This window comes from Serratia sp. CY84636 (assembly GCF_052166245.1).
In the GTDB taxonomy this organism is placed as follows: Bacteria; Pseudomonadota; Gammaproteobacteria; order Enterobacterales; family Enterobacteriaceae; genus Serratia; species Serratia nevei.
This window is the reverse complement of record NZ_JBJNOX010000001.1, coordinates 36,473-52,025: the sequence shown is the minus strand read 5'-3', so window position 1 is coordinate 52,025 and position 15,553 is coordinate 36,473. Positions and strand designations below refer to the sequence as shown.

The following is a 15,553-nucleotide window of genomic DNA, read 5'->3' as shown; positions in this document are numbered from 1 at the left end:
TGGAACATTACGGACTAATACGGATTAAAAAATCAAAAATATCTTTATAAAACAGAGTGGTTATGGATGAATACGGACGTCATAGGAAGAAAGGATGGTGCCGATAATAGGAGTCGAACCTACGACCTTCGCATTACGAATGCGCTGCTCTACCAACTGAGCTATATCGGCATCGAGCCGGGCCTACGGGGCAAGCCGGAAGTGCGTTGAACAAGGTAGACCCGTGCACGAAATGAGTCAATAGCCACCGGGGCGTTTGGTCGTTTTACAAGCAGCCACACTGCCGCGCGTTGGCCCTTCCAAAAAAATTAGGGCGCAGCCCGCTGCGCCCTGACCTCTTTATGATCGCAATGCGGCCTTAGCTGCGCACCAGATCGTCGCCGTAGCCGATCCACTTGTAGGTGGTCAGCGCGTCCAGGCCCATCGGGCCGCGGGCGTGCAGTTTCTGGGTGCTTACCGCCACTTCCGCGCCCAGGCCGAACTGGCCGCCGTCGGTGAAACGGGTGCTGGCGTTGACGTACACCGCCGAGGAGTCCACCGCGCGCACGAAGTGCTCGGCGCTGCTCAGCGAGCGGGTGAGGATCGCGTCGGAGTGGTTGGTGCCGTGGGTGCGGATGTGGTCGATGGCCTGATCGATATCGTCCACCAGCAGCACGTTCAGATCCAGCGACAGCCATTCGTCGTCGTAATCTTCCGCGTTCACCGGCACCACCGTCGCCGGGCCGCCCTGCAGCAGCGGCAACGCGTTTTCCGCCGCGTGCAGCGTCACGCCCGCCGCCGCCATTTTGGCGCTCAGCGCCGGCAGGAACTCGGCGGCGATGCTGCGGTTCACCAGCAGCGTCTCCAGCGAGTTACAGGCGCTCGGGCGCTGGATCTTGGCGTTTTCAATCACCGTCAGCGCCTTGTCGAAGTCGACGTCGGCATCCACGTAGGTGTGGCACACGCCGATGCCGCCGGTGATCACCGGGATGGTCGATTGCTCGCGGCACAGCTTGTGCAGGCCGGCGCCGCCGCGCGGGATCAGCATGTCAACATAACGATCCAGACGCAGCAGTTCGTTCACCAGCGCGCGATCCGGGCTGTCGATCGCCTGCACCGCCGCCGCCGGCAGGCCGCACTGTTCCAGCGCCTGCTGGATCACTTTTACCGTCGCCTGGTTGGTGTTATGCGTCTCTTTACCGCCGCGCAGGATCACTGCGTTGCCGGTTTTCAGGCACAGGCTAGCGACGTCGATGGTGACGTTCGGCCGCGCCTCGTAAATCACGCCGATCACGCCGAGCGGCACCCGGCGGCGCTCCAGCTTCAGCCCGCTGTCCAGCAGGTTGCCGTCCAGCACGTGGCCGACCGGATCGTTCAGGCGGCACACCTGGCGCACGTCATTGGCGATCGCCGCCAGCCGCGCCGGGGTCAGCAGCAGGCGATCGAGCAGCGCTTCGCTCATGCCGGTGGCGCGCGCCTGTGCCATGTCTTGTTCGTTCGCCAGCAGGATCGCTTCGCTGCAGGCTTCCAGCCTGTCGGCCATCACCGACAGCACCTGATTCTTCTTCGCCGTGCTCAGCACCGCCAGCTGCCAGGAGGCCTGCTTGGCGGCCTTCCCCATCTGCTCCAGCATGCTCACTCCTTAACTGACAATCATATCGTCGCGGTGCACTGCCACCGGACCGTATTCATAACCGAGGATTTCGCTGATTTCCTGCGAGTGGTGACCGGCGATCATGCGCATCGCGTCGCTGTTGTAGCGGCTGACGCCGTGCGCCAGATCGCGCCCCGCCAGGTTGCGGATGCGGATCACTTCGCCGCGCGAGAAGTCACCCTTCACTTCGCGGATGCCTTTCGGCAGCAGCGAGCTGCCGCGCGCCATCATGGCTTCCACCGCGCCGTCGTCGACGGTGATCTCACCGGCCGGCGGCGCGCCGAAGATCCAGCGCTTGCGGTTTTCCAGCGGGGTTTCCAGCGCGTGGAAACGGGTGCCCACCGGCTTGCCTTCGATCACGTCCGCCACCACGCCCGGCTTGCTGCCGGCGGCGATCACCACGTCGATGCCGGCGCGGCAGGCCACGTCGGCCGCCTGCAGCTTGGTGCCCATGCCGCCGGTGCCCAGGCCGGAGACGCTGTCGCCGGCGATGGCGCGCAGCGCGTCGTCGATGCCGTGCACTTCACGGATCAGTTCGGCCTGCGGGTTGTTGCGCGGATCGGCGGTGTAGAGGCCCTGCTGATCGGTCAGCAGCAGCAGTTTGTCGGCCCCGGCCAGAATGGCCGCCAGCGCCGACAGGTTATCGTTATCGCCCACCTTGATTTCGGCGGTGGCGACGGCGTCGTTCTCATTGATTACCGGCACGATGCGGTTGTCCAGCAGCGCCGTCATGGTGTCGCGCGCATTGAGGAAGCGCTCGCGGTCTTCCAGATCGGCGCGCGTCAGCAGCATCTGCCCGACGTGGATGCCGTAAATGGAGAACAGCTGTTCCCACAGCTGGATCAGCCGGCTCTGCCCCACCGCCGCCAGCAGCTGCTTGGAGGCGATGGTGGCGGGCAGCTCGGGGTAGCCCAGGTGTTCGCGCCCGGCGGCGATGGCGCCGGAGGTGACGATAACGATGCGGTGGCCCGCGGCGTGTTGCTGCGCGCACTGGCGCACCAATTCGACGATGTGGGCGCGGTTCAGACGCAGCGATCCGCCGGTCAACACGCTGGTGCCCAATTTCACAACCAATGTCTGGCTGCCGTTCATAGTATTTCTGCCGTGTGTAATGATGAGAAGAAGAGTGCAAAGGTCTTTGTAACAGGAGAGACGCGTTATGCCAACAGGCACAACGCGAAATCAGCACAATACGTGGTCAAACGGGGTTAGGCGGAGAGTTTGATCAGTTTTTCTTTGAAATCGTCGGCGGGTTCCAGCCCCAGTTCCATGGTCGCCAGCAGCTCACCCAGGCGGCGATGGAAGTCGCGCAGGGTGTCTTCCAGCTTGGCGTTCACTTCATCATCCTTAATGTTTTGCGCCGTCCAGTCGCCTTCTTTGTCGAACAGGCCGAATTGGTAAGAATAGGTGAAGCGCGCCTCTTCCGCCTGCAGCTCCATCCACCAGCCCCAGAACTCGCGCTTCTCCGGAGCGGGCTTTACATTGACGCAGACAGCCAAACAATCAAAGAAAAAACGGTCGTTTTCACATTGCCCTTCACGCAGGTACGGCCCCAAGCTGGCAAAACGTTTCATTAGTCGGCTTTTAGGGTGACCACTCGGTAACGTCATTCTCTAACCTCCTCAATGTAGACCACTCTTTTTAACAAACTGTTAAAATTTAGCAACTAATTAACGCATTTTGTCCTTCAGCCAGCCGGACATCTGCAGCAGCGCCCGATGGAAGCTGTCGTAGACCGGGGTGCGCGGGATGGCGACCAGCTTGCCGCTCACCGAGGAGGTGACGATCAGCTGCGACTCCTCTTTCGGGCTGAGCGTATCGCGCTCCCAGTATCCGGAGATCATCGGCGTTGGGCAGCGGCGCCCCAGCAGCCCCTGCATTTTCAGCGAGTAGCTGTTCAGCTCCACCTTCAGCACGTTGTCGGAAGCGTTGGCCATGCCCATGCGGCTGGCCAGCACGTCCATATACATGTCCGGCACGTTCAGCTGGGTGCTGCTGTCACACAGCAGGCGATGCACCACCGGCCCCAGGCAGGCCACGCCGCGCAGCCGCTGCGGCTCCAGATAGGCCAGCCGCACCGCCACGTTGGCGCCGAAGCGGAAGCCGAAGGCGCTCACCCGCTGATGGTCCACCCACGGCACCGAGGCCAGCTGTATCAGCACCTGTTGGTGCAGGTAGCTGGAGTCCTGCGTCAGCTTCCATTTGCAGGAGGAACCGATCGACGGCATGTCGAGCGTCAGCATGGCGATGCCGTGCGGCGCCAGGTAGTCGCGGAACAGGCGGTGGTAGTCGGTCTGCAGCGTGTCGAGGCTGCCGCACATCAGCACCGTCGGGAACGGCGCTTCGCCCTTCTCCGGCATGTGCAGGAAACCGGTGACGCTGCCGCCGCCCTCGATGCGAAACTCCAGCTCTTTCAGCTGATACGGCAGCAGCAGCGCCGCCTCTTCGTAAGCGCGGTTGGCGAGCATCTCCGCCTGTTCGGCCAGCTCGTCGCCCTTCAGGTGCGGGTAACCGGCGATGCTGTACAGGCTCGCGGCCTTCAGCCAGTATTCGCCGCCGAGCAGCGGATCCTGCTGCTCCGTCGCCCGCTGCTGCCACTGCATGCCCTGATGGATCCACTCGTAGATCCAGTTGCCGTTGCGGTAGCCCACCACGGTATCCAGCCGCTGCGGATTGCTGCGCTCGGCGTCCGAGGCGGCGATGCGCGCCAGCACTTCGTGGATTTCGATCGGGCTGACGCCGCGCCAGGCCCACAGCAGCGGATTCAGCATGCGGTACCAGTTGCCGGTGGTGTCGCCTTCCAACGCGGAATGCATGGCGGCGCTCACTTTGTTGCGCGCGCGCAGCACCAGCGTCGAGGTTTCAGGGTGTTTGAATTTAGGCTTGAAAAGAATTTCAGAAAGGTTGGCCTGTGCCATGGTAACAACAGCCTCCGTAAATCTGGCGATAGGCCGCAAAAGGCCTACTTAACTGGAGGTAGTGTACCTAACTCTGGCGGGATAAACCAAGATAACGCAAACGCCCGGCATAACCGGGCGTTTGGCTGGAACGGGCTGGGCTTAGCGGCCGCCGATAGGGGGAACGAAGCTGACGCCCATGTCCCACGGCTGTTCGATCCAGGTATCCTGCGGGATGTCGACCTCGTAGTCGTCCACCAGCGGACGGCCCGCCGGTTTGGCGAAGATGGTGACGAAATGCGCTTTCGGGTACATGTCGCGGATCGCTTTCGCTGTGCCGCCGGTATCCACCAGATCATCCACGACGATGAAGCCTTCACCGTCGCCTTCGGCGCGCTTGAGCACTTTCATTTCGCGTTGGTTGTCATGGTCATAGCTGGAAATGCAGACGGTATCCACATAGCGGATGCCCAGTTCGCGCGCCAGCAGGCCCGCCGGTACCAGACCGCCGCGGCTTACGGCAATGATGCCTGTCCATTTGTCGGCAGGCAGCAGGCGATGCGCCAGCTTGCGTGCGTGCATTTGCAGCATATCCCAGGTAACAACGTATTTTTCGCTCATAGAATCGTGTCCCAGCCGGCGGTGAAGCGGCTTATTTTATAGTTCAGGGGAAAAAAGGTTGCGCGAGATTATAGAGACTGGCCGCATTGAATTCCAGCTGTACCGAGGAAAACCTCGCGATTTCCGCCGCGCGGCTTTCCGGTGATTGATGCTGAAAAAACGAACGTTCCCGCAGCGAAGCCGTGTGATCAAGCGCTTAAACCGCACAATACGGGGCGCGCACCGCCGGAAATAAAGTGATATTCTCTGATGATCGTGCCACGACGCACAGATGCCCACTCACCTTAACCGCGCGGCACGCCCGTCCTGTCGGAGCCTGCCGTCACAGGAGACTTATAGTGTCTGAATTGTCTCAGCTTTCGCCACAGCCGCTGTGGGATATTTTCGCCAAGATCTGTTCTATCCCACACCCTTCTTATCATGAAGAAGCGCTGGCGCAGCACATCCTCACCTGGGCCAAAGAAAAGAACCTGCACGCCGAGCGCGATCGGGTCGGCAATATCCTGCTGCGCAAGCCGGCCACCAAAGGCATGGAAAACCGCAAGCCGGTCGCGCTGCAGGCGCACCTGGACATGGTGCCGCAAAAGAATAACGACACCGTACACGACTTCGCCAAGGATCCGATCCAGCCTTATATCGCCGGCGAGTGGGTGAAAGCGCGCGGCACCACGCTGGGCGCCGACAACGGCATCGGCATGGCCTCCGCCCTGGCGGTGCTGGCCGACGACAGCGTTGAGCACGGCCCGCTGGAAGTGCTGCTGACCATGACCGAAGAGGCTGGCATGGACGGCGCCTTCGGGCTGCAGCCGAACTGGCTGCAGGCGGACATCCTGATCAATACCGATTCCGAAGAGGAAGGCGAAATCTATATGGGTTGCGCCGGCGGTATCGACTTCATCACCACCCTGCCGCTGCAGCGCGAAGCGGTACCGGCCGGTTACCAAACCCTGAAGCTGACGCTCAAGGGCCTGAAAGGCGGCCACTCCGGCGCCGAGATCCACGTCGGGCTGGGCAACGCCAACAAACTGCTGGCACGCTTCCTGTTCGCCCATGCGGCGGCGCTGAACCTGCGCGTGCTGGATCTGAACGGCGGCACCCTGCGCAACGCCATCCCGCGTGAAGCCTCCGCGATGGTTGCGGTGCCGGCGGACAAGGCTGACGCGCTGAAAACCCTGAGCCAGGAGTTCCTGGCGGTGCTGCAGAACGAACTCTCAGCCAAAGAGAAGAACATCACCGTGCTGCTGGAGCCGACCACCAGCGCTTCGCAGGCGCTGAGCGCCGACAGCCAGCAGCGTTTCCTGGCGCTGCTGAACGGCACGCCGAACGGCGTGATCCGCATGAGCGACGCGGTAAAAGGCGTGGTGGAAACCTCGCTGAACGTCGGGGTGGTCACCACCAGCGAAAACGAAGCGGAAATCATCTGCCTGATCCGCTCCCTGATCGACAGCGGCAAAGACTACGTGGTCGAGATGCTGACCGCGCTGGGCCAGCTGGCCGGCGCCAAGGTGGCACCGAAGGGCGGCTACCCGGGCTGGCAGCCGGACGCCGACTCGCCGGTGATGCACCTGGTGCGCGAGCTGTATCAGGAGCTGTTCGACAAGACGCCGAACATCATGGTGATCCACGCCGGTCTGGAATGCGGTCTGTTCAAAAAGCCGTATCCAGACATGGACATGGTATCGATCGGGCCAACCATCACCGGCCCACACTCGCCGGATGAGCAAGTGCATATCGAAAGCGTCGGTCTGTACTGGAAGCTGCTGACTTCGCTGTTGAAAGCGATCCCTGAGCGCGCGTAAGCTGCGCGCTTAACGCAAAAAGCCGGCGATTTGCCGGCTTTTTTATTCCCAAGGCAACGCCAGCTGCCGCTCCAGCTGCGGATCGAGCAGCGTCACATGCAGCCCCACCAGCCGCACGCCGCGCCCTTCGCGCCGCTCGCGCCACGCCTGCCGCGCCACCTCCAGCAAATCCTGCCGGTTCAGCACCGGGAACACGTGCTCCTGAGTGGTTTGCTGGAAATCCTGAAACTTCAGCTTCACGCCCTGCCGGGCGATGTGCAGATCCGGCTTCACCTTGCGCAGCCGCATCTCCAGCTCGGGATAGAGTTTGTCGATAATCAGCGTTTCGCAGTCTTGCCAGTCGTGAATGTCTTCCGCCAGCGTGCGCTCCACCCCCACCGATTTGCGCAGCCGCTCCGCCGAGATTTCGCGCCGATCGATGCCCTGGCACCGCTCCCACAGCACCCGGCCGAATTTGCCGAAGCGCTTGAGCAGCTGCGCCAAATCGTATTGCTGCACGTCGGCGCAGGTGATAAGCCCCACCTCTTCCAGCCGCTTGGCGGTCACCTTGCCGACGCCGGGGATCTTGCTGAGCGGCAGCTGTTGCAAAAACGCCGGCACCTGCGCCGGCGTGATCACGTATTGCCCGTTCGGCTTGTTTATCTCGGAGGCGATTTTGGCGAGAAACTTGATCGGCGCAACGCCGGCCGAGGCGGTGAGGTTCAGTTCGTCGGCGATCGCCTGGCGGATCTCCTGGGCGATCAGCGTTGCCGAGCCATTGCATTGCGGGCTGTCGGTCACGTCGAGATAGGCTTCATCGAGCGACAGCGGCTCGATCAGCGGAGTATACCGGGCGAAGATTTCGCGGATATGCAGCGAGGCCTCTTTGTAGGCCGCCATGCGCCCCGGCAACAGGGTGAGGTGCGGGCACAGCTTGAGCGCCATTGCCGTGGACATGGCGCTGTGTACGCCGTAGCGCCGCGCCGGGTAGTTGGCGGTGCTGATCACCCCGCGGCGATCGGCGCTGCCGCCAATCGCCAGCGGGATATCGCGCAGGCTGGGATCGTCGCGCATTTCCACCGCCGCGAAGAAGCAGTCCATATCGACATGAATGATTTTACGCATCGCACCCTCCAGTAACACTGTATAAGTATACAGTCAGATACCGAAAGCTCAAGGCCGCAGGATTCGACGAAAGCACCGTTTCCGCCAGATATTTCCGCGTTGTTAAAAAAGCTTAATTTTTCAATAGTATGATTTCCGCCATCCCGTGCGGCTCACCACAACGATAACGACAAGGTACCCTACATGATCAGATTTTCTTATTTGCTGCTGGCTTCCGCGCTGTCGCTGAGCGCGCTGGCGGCCAGCGCTGCCGGTCACGCGCCGGCGATCGTCGCCCACCGCGGCGGCACCGCCGATGCGCCGGAGAACACCCGCATCGCCATCGAAACCGCGCTGAAAAACGGCGCCGACGCCATCTGGATCACCCTGCAAGAATCCAAAGACGGCGTCATCGTGCTGTATCGCCCTTCGGATCTGAAAGCGTTGACCAACCGGCAGGGCCCGGTCTCTGCCTATACCGCCGCGCAGCTGGCCGAGACCGACGCCGGCTGGGCCTTCGCCAGGGGATATGCGCACCCGTTCCGCGGCCAGGGCATCGGCATTCCGCGGCTGGACGACGTGCTTAAAGCGTTTCCGCACGTCACCTTCTATCTGGACATCAAATCCCCGGACGCCGATCCGGCGCAGTTTGGCCAGGCGCTGCTGGCGACGCTGGAGAGCACCGACAGCCTGAACCGCATCCGCGTCTACTCCACCGACGCCAAATACCTGCAGGCGCTGCCGCCGGCCATCCCGCGCTTCGAAAGCCGCGACGAAACCCGCACGCTGCTGGCCAATATCACCATGGCGCACCAGTGCGACGTCAAACCGGATAACCGCCAGCCGCGCTGGTACGGGCTGGAGCTGAAGCGCGAGGTGGAAGTGGTGGAGAAATATACCCTCGGCGAAGGGCGTTCGAAGGCGTTTCTGACCTGGGATAAAGAGTCGATGGACTGCTTCCGCTCGCAGGGCCCGGCGCACATCATTCTGTTCGGCGTCAACTCGCCGCAGGAGTATCAGCAGGCGCTGGCGCTGGGCGCCGACGGCGTGATGGTCAACTCACCGGCCGAGGCAAAAAGCTTCCGTGAGGCGAAATAAAAAACCCGGCTAACGGCATAAGGCGGTTCGACAAACCCGCCTTATGCCCGTATGACTTTCAACATCCGTTAGCGAGCAGGAACCACCTGGATGGTGCTATTTTCATTGCGTACGCTAAACCCAGCGCCGAATAGCCGGGCGGCAAGCTCAAGACCATTACTCCGTTTATCCCGCGACAACAGCGTCACCGATACCCCGTAAGACTTCCCGCCTTCGAATTTATAGTTATCGTCGGGAATGCACGTAGCCGCGGTGAGCGCAGGCATCTCGTTATCCGCGAAGTGCTTGCCGAAGATAGCATTGGCGTTGCCGATTTCTTCGATAATGACGCCGGCCAAGCGCTCGTCCCCTTCTGGTTGAACCCGCACACAAACGTGGTTATCAACGACAGTGACGTTGGCCGCGTAGTTTTTTGGCCTCGGATCGTTCATGTGCATGCAGCCGGCGAGCAACAAAGTTAGCGTTCCAACCAAAATAATGCGGTTCATCCTGTTACCTCTGCTTAAGAAACTGAGAAAGCGCATATTCGTATTTTCTGGCGATCGTTTTATCCGTTACACCCTGAAAATTCACGCCATTGTTAATCGCGCCTAGCCAGACTTTCATACGCCTTTCGACAAGGCCCAAATAAAAAACCGGCCAAGGCCGGGTTTTCGCTACAGCTACAGAATGCGGTGCTTGTCCAACTGCTCGCGCCGCTGCGCCGCTTTGGCTTCGCGCTTTTTACGCGCATCGCAAGGTTCCGGGCAGTCGCAGACTTTCTCCATCCCCAATGCGGTGATGCCGCCGCAGCTGCCCTGCAGGCTTTTGCGTTTGAACACGTAGCCCAGCGACATCCCGCCGACGATCAGCAGGAACAACACAAAGGTGGCGGCGAATACCGTCAGCATAGCAACCTCACGAACGCTTTTTCAGGTAGGGTTTGAACGCGTCCGAATAACGCTCCTCAAACCCGTCGGCGGTTTTCACGATCATGAACACCGGAATACCGAGCAGGTTGGCCAGCGCCATGCCGCGCTCCGGCCCCATTACGTTCAGGCCGGTGGACAGGCCGTCGGCGGTCATACAGGTCGGGCTCAGCACGGTGATCGACACCAAACGGTGATGAATTGGCCGGCCGGTGACCGGATCGATAGTGTGCGAATAGCGCACCCCGTCCTGCTCGAAGTAGTTGCGATAGTCACCCGAGGTGGCGATCGACATCTCTCCCGGCTGGATCACCAGCTGCGCCTGCTGGTGCGCACCGGCGGTCGGGCGCTCGATGGCAATGCGCCACGGCTTTTGCTCGCCGTTATGCCCGCGGGTGCGCACTTCGCCGCCAATATCCACCATGTAGTTTTGCACGTGCTGCGATTGCAGGTATTCCGCCACCACGTCTACGCCATACCCCTTGGCGATCGACGACAGGTCGACATACAGCTCGGGGATGCTTTTCACCAGCGCGCTGCCCTGCACCGACAGCTTGTCGGCGCCGGTCCAGGCGCGGCGGTGCGCCAGCTCCGCCTCGCTCGGCACTTTATCCGGCCGCCCTTCCGGGCCGAAGCCCCACAGGTTGACCAGCGGCCCGACGGTCACGTCCAGCGCGCCGTCGGTGACTCGGTTGATGCGCAGCGCTTCGCGCACCACCTCGGCGGTCGCCGGTGAAACCGGGAACGGCCGCTCAATGTCGCGGCTGGCGTTGAAGCGGCTCAGCTCGGAATCCGGCCGGTAGGTGGACATTTGGTCGTTCACCTGCTCCAGCCGTTTGTCGATCTCCGCCTGCATCTCGCGCGCCGACGGCGTATCGTCGCCGGTCACGTAACGGATCGAATACGAGGTGCCCATGGTTTTACCCGTCAGATCCACCTGTTCCGGCCCGCAGCCGGTCAGCAGCAGGGTGGCGCTCAGCGCCACGCCCGTCAGCCAGTTCTTCATCGCCAATGCGCGCATTTAGCCACCAAAGTCATCCAGCATGATGTTTTCGTCTTCGACGCCCAGATCTTTGAGCATCTTGATCACCGCGGCGTTCATCATCGGCGGCCCGCACATGTAAAACTCGCAGTCCTCCGGCGCCGGGTGGTTCCTCAGGTAGTTCTCCAGCAGAACATTATGGATAAAGCCGGTGTAGCCGGTCCAGTTATCTTCCGGCTGCGGATCCGACAGCGCCACGTGCCAGGTGAAGTTGTCGTTCTCCGCCTGCAGCTGGTTGAAGTCGTCTTCATAGAACATCTCGCGCAGCGAACGCGCGCCGTACCAGAAGGTGATCTTGCGCTTCGAGTTCAGGCGCTTGAGCTGATCGAAGATGTGCGAACGCATCGGCGCCATGCCCGCGCCGCCGCCGATGAAGATCATTTCGGCGTCGGTCTCTTTGGCGAAGAACTCGCCGAACGGCCCGGAGATCGTCACCTTGTCACCGGCTTTCAGCGACCAGATATAGGAAGACATGATGCCCGGCGGCACGTCCGGGTTGTTTGGCGGCGGCGTGGCGATACGCACGTTGAGCATGATGATGCCCTTCTCTTCCGGGTAGTTGGCCATCGAGTAGGCGCGCACCGTGGTGTCGTTTACCGTCGAGCGGTAGCGGAACAGGTTGAACTTGTCCCAGTCGCCGCGATACTCCTGCGGCACGTCGAAGTCGGCGTAGCTGATGTCGTGCGCCGGGGCTTCGATCTGGATGAAACCGCCCGCGCGGAACGGTACGTCTTCGCCATCGGGGATCTTCAGCTTCAGCTCTTTGATAAAGGTGGCTTTGTTATCGTTGGAGATAACCTCGCACTCCCATTTCTTCACGCCGAAGATCTCTTCCGGCAGCTCGATCTTCAGGTTCTGCTTCACGTTCACCTGGCACGCCAGGCGGCAACCCTCTTTTGCTTCGCGCTTGTTGATGTGCGAGAGCTCGGTCGGCAGGATATCGCCGCCACCCTCTTTGATCACCACCCGGCACTGGCCGCAGGAACCGCCGCCGCCGCAGGCCGAGGAGACGAAAATTCCCTGGCTGGAGAGCACGTTGAGCAGCTTGTCGCCCGCCGGCGCATGGAAGCTCTTATCCAAATCGCCGTTGATCTCCACCGCGATGTCGCCGGTGTTCACCAGCTTCGATTTGGCGAACAGGATCAGCAATACCAGCACCATCACGATGGTGGTGAACATTGCTACGCCTAAAATAATTTCCATAAATTCTTCCCGCCTTTACAACTGAACACCGGAGAAGGACATGAAGCCCAGCGCCATCAGTCCGGTGGTGATAAAGGTAATGCCCAGGCCGCGCAGTCCCGCCGGCACGTTGGCATACTTGAGTTTTTCGCGGATCCCCGCCATGGCGACGATCGCCAGCATCCAGCCGGTGCCGGAGCCGATGCCGTACACCACCGATTCGGCGAAGTTGTAGTCGCGCTGCACCATGAAGGACACGCCGCCGAAGATGGCGCAGTTCACGGTGATGAGCGGCAGGAAGATGCCGAGCGCGTTATACAGCGACGGGAAGAAGCGATCGAGGATCATCTCCAAAATCTGCACCAGCGCCGCGATCACGCCGATGAAAGTGATGAAGTTGAGGAAGCTCAGATCGACGCCTTCCACCAGCGCGCCGTCGCGCAGGATCAGGTTGTAGACCAGGTTGTTCACCGGCACCGAAATGCCGAGCACGATGGTCACCGCGATGCCCAGGCCAAAAGCGGTCGAGACCTTCTTCGACACCGCCAGGAAGGTACACATCCCGAGGAAGAACGCCAGCGCCATGTTCTCGACGAACACCGCGCGCACAAACAGGCTGATATAGTGTTCCATCGGCCTTTACTCCTTTTCGATCTGCGCCGGCTTCAGGGTGCGCAGCACCCAGATCAGCAGGCCGATGATGAAGAACGCGCTCGGCGCCAGCAGGAACAGGCCGTTCGGCTGATACCAGCCGCCGTTCTGCACCGTTTCCAGCACCGGGACGCCGAACAGCTTGCCGGAGCCAATCAGCTCGCGCAGGAAACCGACCAGCACCAGGATCACCCCGTAGCCCAGCCCGTTGCCGATGCCGTCCATAAAGCTCTCGATCGGCGGCGACTTCATGGCGTAAGCCTCGGCGCGCCCCATCACGATACAGTTGGTGATGATAAGGCCGACGAACACCGACAGCTGCTTGGAGATCTCGAACGCATAGGCGCGCAACAGCTGATCGACCACGATCACCAGCGAGGCGATGATCGCCATCTGCACGATGATGCGCACGCTGTTGGGAATATGGTGACGGATCAGCGAGATGAAGAAGCTGGAGAACGCCGTGACCAGCGTCACCGCAATGGTCATCACCACCGCCGTCTCAAGCTTGGTGGTCACCGCCAACGCAGAACAGACGCCCAGCACCTGCAGGGCGATCGGGTTATTGTCGAACAGCGGCCCCAGCAGGACCCGCTTTATCTCTTTGGAATCAGCCATTTTTCAGCGCTCCTTCACGAACTTTTTTCAGGAACGGGCCGAAGCCGTGCTCGCCCAACCAGAAATCAAACGTATGCTGCACGCCGTTGGAGGTCAGCGTGGCGCCGGACAGGCCGTCCACCCCGTGCACATCCCCCTGACGCGCGCCGCCTTTCACCACGCGGATCGCCGGCTGGCCGTTGTCGTCGAACAGCTGTTTGCCGACCCACTGCTGGCGCCAGGACGGGTTCTCGACCTCGCCACCCAGCCCCGGGGTTTCCCCCTGGTCGTAGTAGGTGATGCCCTTGACCGTGTTGCCGTCGTTATCCAGCGCCACGAAGGCGTACATCATCGACCACAGGCCAGTGCCGTATACCGGCAGCACAATCTTGTTCACCTGGCCGCTTTCATCGCGCACCAGGTAGATTTCCGCCTGATTGCTGCGGCGCTTGATGCCGGCCGGATCGTCGCCCGCCGCCAGCGCCACGCTTTTGGCATCGTCGCGCAGCGCGGCGCCCAGATCGAACGCCGCCGCCTTGCCGGCGACAAACTCGCCGCTGTTCAGATCCACCAGGCGCGGCTCGATGCGCTCGCTGTACAGGCGCTTGACCTGCTCGCTCTCCATTTTCGGCTGCAACAGGCCGGCTACGTCGAGAATATTGCGCTGCTTATCGAGCAGCTTTTGCTCCTGCTGTTTGGACTTCAGGCCGACGGCGGAGCCCGCCACCACCACTGAACACACCAGACACAGCAGCAGCACTACCAGCAGCGTTTTACCGATGCCGTCGTTTTTCGCTTCATTCGCCACGGGCTTTTCTCCGCTTGATGTTGGCCTGCACCACCAGATAATCGAACAGCGGTGCGAACAGGTTGGCGAACAGGATCGCCAGCATCATGCCTTCCGGATAGGCGGGGTTGACCACCCGGATCAGCACGCACATCACGCCGATCAGAATGCCGTACCACCATTTCCCCTTGTTGGTGAAGGAGGCGGAAACCGGGTCGGTCGCCATAAAGATCATGCCGAAGGCGAAACCGCCCAGCACCAGGTGCCAGTACCACGGCATGGCGAACATCGGGTTGGTATCGGAACCGATGGCGTTGAACAACAGGGCGGAAGCCACCATGCCGAGCATCACGCCGGCGACAATGCGCCAGGAGGCCACGCGGCCGAACAGGATAATCGCCCCGCCGATCAGGATCATCAGCGTGGAGACTTCACCGATGGAGCCGGGAATGTTGCCGAGGAAGGCGTCCATCCAGCTGATGGACTGGCCGGTGGCCACGTTGCTCAGGCTGTGCGCCCCGCCTGCGCTCCACTGCGCCAGCGGCGTCGCGCCGGAGAAACCGTCCGCAGAGGTCCACACCAGATCGCCGGAGATCTGTGCCGGATAGGCGAAGAACAGGAAGGCGCGGCCGGCCAACGCCGGGTTGAGGAAGTTGCGCCCGGTGCCGCCGAAGATCTCTTTGGCCACCACCACGCCGAAGGTGATGCCCAGCGCGGCCTGCCACAGCGGCAGGGTCGGCGGCACGATCAGCGCGAACAGGATAGAGGTGACGAAGAAGCCTTCGTTGACCTCATGCTTGCGGATAATGGCGAACAGCACTTCCCAGAAGCCGCCGACGACAAACACCACGGCGTAGATCGGCAGGAAGTAACAGGCGCCCAGCACCATCTTGCTGACCCAGCCGGCGTCGGCCGCCAGCGAGGCGCCGAGCCACTGCGCCAGGCGATAATGCCAGTCGCCCGCCAGCACCTGTTGCAGCTCGTCGCCGCTGTACAGATGGTGCAGCGCCGGGATTGCCTGCTGGCCGACGTTGTACATGCCCCAGAACATCGCCGGGAATACCGCCAGCCACACCAGGATCATCATGCGTTTCAAATCGATGGCGTCGCGCACGTGCGAAGCGCCGCGCGTCACCGTGCCGGGGGTATAAAACACCGTGGTGGTCGCTTCATACAGCGGGTACCACTTTTCCAGTTTGCCGCCCGGCGTGAAGTGATGCTCTATCTTCTCAAAATAATTCTTCAGGCCCATCGG

16 protein-coding genes and 1 tRNA gene are annotated in these 15,553 nt (G+C 61.5%); 2 read left to right on the top strand and 15 right to left on the bottom strand.

Features of this window, described 5'->3' with window-relative positions:
- Positions 1-95 precede the first annotated feature (95 nt).
- The 6 genes from ACJ8QI_RS00270 to gpt all read right to left on the bottom strand — a co-directional run bounded on the left by ACJ8QI_RS00270 (position 96) and on the right by gpt (position 5,151).
- Positions 96-171: transfer RNA gene (locus ACJ8QI_RS00270), tRNA-Thr, on the bottom strand.
- Between the two features lie 187 nt (positions 172-358).
- A complete protein-coding gene (gene proA, locus ACJ8QI_RS00265; RefSeq protein WP_442531924.1) occupies positions 359-1,612 on the bottom strand; it encodes a glutamate-5-semialdehyde dehydrogenase in 1,254 nt (417 codons plus the stop codon).
- A gap of 9 nt (positions 1,613-1,621) precedes the next feature.
- Positions 1,622-2,725, bottom strand: a complete 1,104-nt coding sequence (gene proB / locus ACJ8QI_RS00260) for a glutamate 5-kinase (protein WP_015376738.1) — start codon at positions 2,723-2,725, stop codon at positions 1,622-1,624.
- Positions 2,726-2,841: 116 nt separating this feature from the next.
- Positions 2,842-3,243, bottom strand: coding sequence for a sigma factor-binding protein Crl (gene crl, locus ACJ8QI_RS00255; RefSeq protein ID WP_004930258.1), 402 nt, complete (start codon positions 3,241-3,243; stop codon positions 2,842-2,844).
- A 60-nt stretch (positions 3,244-3,303) separates the two neighbouring features.
- Positions 3,304-4,551 carry an esterase FrsA gene (frsA, locus tag ACJ8QI_RS00250; RefSeq protein ID WP_070915473.1) on the bottom strand — a complete coding sequence of 416 codons (1,248 nt, stop codon included), beginning with the start codon at positions 4,549-4,551 and terminating at the stop codon, positions 3,304-3,306.
- Between the two features lie 141 nt (positions 4,552-4,692).
- Positions 4,693-5,151, bottom strand: coding sequence for a xanthine phosphoribosyltransferase (gene gpt, locus ACJ8QI_RS00245; RefSeq protein WP_025301674.1), 459 nt, complete (start codon positions 5,149-5,151; stop codon positions 4,693-4,695).
- Between the two features lie 338 nt (positions 5,152-5,489).
- Between gpt and pepD the strand changes: the two genes are divergently transcribed.
- Positions 5,490-6,950, top strand: coding sequence for a beta-Ala-His dipeptidase (gene pepD / locus ACJ8QI_RS00240; protein ID WP_442531923.1), 1,461 nt, complete (start codon positions 5,490-5,492; stop codon positions 6,948-6,950).
- Between the two features lie 42 nt (positions 6,951-6,992).
- On the opposite strand, the gene dinB is transcribed toward pepD, so the two are convergent.
- Complete coding sequence (gene dinB, locus ACJ8QI_RS00235) at positions 6,993-8,054, bottom strand: DNA polymerase IV (protein WP_442531922.1); 1,062 nt, start codon at positions 8,052-8,054, stop codon at positions 6,993-6,995.
- Between the two features lie 183 nt (positions 8,055-8,237).
- Here dinB and ACJ8QI_RS00230 point away from each other — a divergent pair, with 183 nt between their 5' ends.
- Positions 8,238-9,131: a glycerophosphodiester phosphodiesterase family protein gene (locus ACJ8QI_RS00230; protein ID WP_442531921.1), complete on the top strand. Its 894-nt coding sequence runs from the start codon at positions 8,238-8,240 to the stop codon at positions 9,129-9,131.
- A 68-nt stretch (positions 9,132-9,199) separates the two neighbouring features.
- Here the strand turns inward: ACJ8QI_RS00230 and ACJ8QI_RS00225 are convergent, their stop codons facing one another.
- From ACJ8QI_RS00225 to ACJ8QI_RS00190, 8 genes are all read right to left on the bottom strand, one after another.
- Positions 9,200-9,619: a putative T6SS immunity periplasmic lipoprotein gene (locus ACJ8QI_RS00225; protein WP_442531920.1), complete on the bottom strand. Its 420-nt coding sequence runs from the start codon at positions 9,617-9,619 to the stop codon at positions 9,200-9,202.
- Positions 9,620-9,793: 174 nt separating this feature from the next.
- A complete protein-coding gene (nqrM, locus tag ACJ8QI_RS00220; protein ID WP_004930244.1) occupies positions 9,794-10,021 on the bottom strand; it encodes a (Na+)-NQR maturation NqrM in 228 nt (75 codons plus the stop codon).
- 7 nt (positions 10,022-10,028) lie between these two features.
- Positions 10,029-11,060: an FAD:protein FMN transferase gene (locus tag ACJ8QI_RS00215; RefSeq protein ID WP_442531919.1), complete on the bottom strand. Its 1,032-nt coding sequence runs from the start codon at positions 11,058-11,060 to the stop codon at positions 10,029-10,031.
- Positions 11,061-12,284 (bottom strand): NADH:ubiquinone reductase (Na(+)-transporting) subunit F, encoded by a 1,224-nt coding sequence (gene nqrF, locus ACJ8QI_RS00210; protein WP_033637209.1) that lies wholly within the window; start codon positions 12,282-12,284, stop codon positions 11,061-11,063.
- Positions 12,285-12,299: 15 nt separating this feature from the next.
- Positions 12,300-12,896: an NADH:ubiquinone reductase (Na(+)-transporting) subunit E gene (gene nqrE, locus ACJ8QI_RS00205; RefSeq protein ID WP_015376732.1), complete on the bottom strand. Its 597-nt coding sequence runs from the start codon at positions 12,894-12,896 to the stop codon at positions 12,300-12,302.
- 6 nt (positions 12,897-12,902) lie between these two features.
- The gene (locus tag ACJ8QI_RS00200) at positions 12,903-13,532 is read right to left on the bottom strand and encodes an NADH:ubiquinone reductase (Na(+)-transporting) subunit D (protein ID WP_004930232.1); all 630 of its coding nucleotides are present in this window, start codon (positions 13,530-13,532) and stop codon (positions 12,903-12,905) included.
- Positions 13,525-14,319, bottom strand: coding sequence for a Na(+)-translocating NADH-quinone reductase subunit C (locus ACJ8QI_RS00195; protein ID WP_015376731.1), 795 nt, complete (start codon positions 14,317-14,319; stop codon positions 13,525-13,527). The genes ACJ8QI_RS00200 and ACJ8QI_RS00195 overlap by 8 nt, the downstream gene beginning before the upstream one ends.
- Positions 14,309-15,550: an NADH:ubiquinone reductase (Na(+)-transporting) subunit B gene (locus tag ACJ8QI_RS00190; protein WP_033649926.1), complete on the bottom strand. Its 1,242-nt coding sequence runs from the start codon at positions 15,548-15,550 to the stop codon at positions 14,309-14,311. The genes ACJ8QI_RS00195 and ACJ8QI_RS00190 overlap by 11 nt, the downstream gene beginning before the upstream one ends.
- Between the last annotated feature and the right edge of the window lie 3 nt (positions 15,551-15,553).